At 45.0% G+C, this 2496-nt stretch carries 3 protein-coding genes; 1 reads left to right on the top strand and 2 read right to left on the bottom strand.

Features of this window, described 5'->3' with window-relative positions:
• Window positions 1-1283 (top strand): elongation factor G (locus tag VIP81_RS29040; RefSeq protein ID WP_331969935.1); only part of this gene is annotated, 1283 nt, incomplete at its 5' end.
• 62 nt (window positions 1284-1345) lie between these two features.
• On the opposite strand, the gene VIP81_RS29045 is transcribed toward VIP81_RS29040, so the two are convergent.
• Both VIP81_RS29045 and VIP81_RS29050 read right to left on the bottom strand, forming a co-directional pair.
• A complete protein-coding gene (locus tag VIP81_RS29045) occupies window positions 1346-1939 on the bottom strand; it encodes a nuclear transport factor 2 family protein (protein WP_331969938.1) in 594 nt (197 codons plus the stop codon).
• A gap of 74 nt (window positions 1940-2013) precedes the next feature.
• On the bottom strand, window positions 2014-2496 hold a 483-nt coding region (locus tag VIP81_RS29050), incomplete at its 5' end, for a tRNA-dihydrouridine synthase (protein ID WP_331969941.1).

Genomic DNA, 2496 nt, shown 5'->3' on the forward strand with positions numbered 1-2496 from the left:
AAAATAAAGGTATACAGCCCCTGCTGGATGCGGTAGCCACCTATCTTCCTGCGCCTTCGGACGTAGGCATGGTAAAAGCCACCAATCCGGATACCGATAACCCGGTGATGATCCCCGTGAGTGAAACATCCCCACTGGCTGCCCTCGCATTTAAAATCATCACGGATGATTACGTAGGGAAGTTAACGTTAGTACGTGTATATGCAGGCGTATTACACAGTGGAGATACACTCTGGAACAGCCGTACCGGCCGCAGGGTCAGGATCAGCCGCTTAATGCGCATCATGTCCGATAAATATGAAACAGTGGAAGAAATTGGTGCGGGCGACATCGGCGCCGTAGTAGGTTTGAAAGATGTGAAAACAGGCGATACCCTTTCTCATCCGGATCATGCGATGCTGCTGGAAAAAATCAGTTTCCCCGAACCAATGATAGGATATGCCATTGAAGCTAAATCAGCCAAAGACAACGATAAACTCGGTGAAGCACTGGCCAGATTACTTGATGAAGATCCTACCCTCTCGGTAGCCGTAGATAACGCCACCGGACAAACGATTTTGAAAGGAGTGGGAGAACTTCACCTGGAAGTGGTGCTGGAAAAGCTGGCATCACAATACCACCTGGAGATCAACAAAGGACAGCCGCAAATTGCCTACAAGGAAATATTTACGAAAGCCGTTACCCACCGCGAAGTATATAAAAAACAAAATGGTGGCTCTGGTAATTTTGCGGAAATAGAATTTGAATTATCTCCGAAAGATGACGATGTACCCGGACTGGAATTTATCAACGAAATTAAAGGCGGTGTGATTCCTAAGGAATTCATTCCTTCTATCAGCAAAGGCTTTGAATCCGCTATGCACAATGGCGCGCTGGCCGGATACCCCGTAAAATCGATGCGGGTAAGATTGCTGGATGGAAAAATTCATGATAACGATTCACATGCCCTGGATTTTGAACATGTGGCCATTATCGGGTTCAAAAAGGTAGCGGCTAAAGCAGCCCCACGCCTGCTCGAACCCTGGATGAAAGTAGACGTAACCATGCCCGAAGAATATACCGGCGCATTAACTGGTGACCTGAACAGACGACGTGGTGTGATCAAACACATCGCCATGGATGCACAGGTACAAACCATCACCGCGATGGTACCACTATCCCAGCTATTCGGGTATGTAACGGTATTGCGTACACTCTCTTCCGGTAGAGCATCTGCCTCTCTCACGTTCGAGAACTATCAAACCGTTCCGGAAAGCATCAGTAATGGCATACTGGTTAAATAAAAACAAAATGGTGGAGGAAAATTTTCCTTCACCATTTTTATCATTATGAAAAAAGCTCTCTTCTAATTCGATAACACCTGATCCTCCCGCACATCCTGGTAAAACTGTTTTACCAACCGGCTGTCCGGCAGCGAATTCAATACAGCAATAAACCATTTCCCCTCTTTACGAACCACCTTTCCCTTGTAATATCCTACAGACATCAGCTGTATCTGCCCGGTGGTCAGATCCGTCCACAACCAGGAAGTATACATGCTTACTTTCACGGTATCATTTACACCAGGAAAAAACTGCATATTGGTAATCATATGCCGCTGCTGAAAATGTGAATTTTTAATACTATTCACCAGGGTGTCGATCTTCGCCACCCAATTTTGCTTCCCCCTTAATTTCACACCGTCAATCAGCCCACGGATACTATCATCCATATATGCTGCGCATTTATCAAGATCTCCATTGTCAAAATGCTCGCAGAACCCAAGTACTACGCGCTCTATCTCGTGCTGATCCTTAAATTCAAAATCGCTGACAGCAGTAGTGTCAGGTAAAATAGCAGTGCTGGCCGTAACTGATTTTTCTTTGGGAGATGGTTGACAGGAAAATAGTCCTGTGATGCTGCAAACTACCGCAACGGCAATAAGAGAATATTTGAACATCAGGCGAATTTTATGATATAACAAAACAAACGCATAATTAGTTTTATTATATCGTAAAAAATTCTTTCTATATGTTATAAAGGACAATTCTGGTGGTAGTCAATGAGTTCTATCGGCGCACTCGCCAGCTCAATACCTTTATAGTAAGCTTCAATTTCGTCCAGCACCGCTTCCACTTCTTCCACGGTTTTCATGGTCACGAGGCGGCCACGGAATTGTTTGATATCCGGCAACCCTTTCAGGTAATTGGCATAACAACCGCGCATTTCATTAATCCCCTGCACAGGCCCTTTCCATTCTACAGATAAACGCAGGTGCTTCTTACTCACCGCAATACGTTCTTCCAACGTAGGACCGGCCATGATTTCACCCGTCTTTACATAATGCTTTATTTCACGAAACAGCCATGGGTAGCCAATTACTGCCCGACCGATCATAATACCATCTACTCCGTAGCGGTTCTTATATTCAAGCGCCTTTTGGGGGCTGTTGATATCTCCATTACCAAAAATGGGAATATGTATACGTGGGTTGTTTTTTACTTTACCGATCAGGTC

Origin of the sequence: Chitinophaga sp. (assembly GCF_036566945.1) — a bacterium.
Taxonomy (GTDB): Bacteria; Bacteroidota; Bacteroidia; order Chitinophagales; family Chitinophagaceae; genus Chitinophaga.

Excerpts from the sequence above, each read along its gene's own strand:
- VIP81_RS29045 (WP_331969938.1), bottom strand. The coding sequence starts at position 1,939 with ATGTTCAAATATTCTCTTATTGCCGTTGCGGTAGTTTGCAGCATCACA.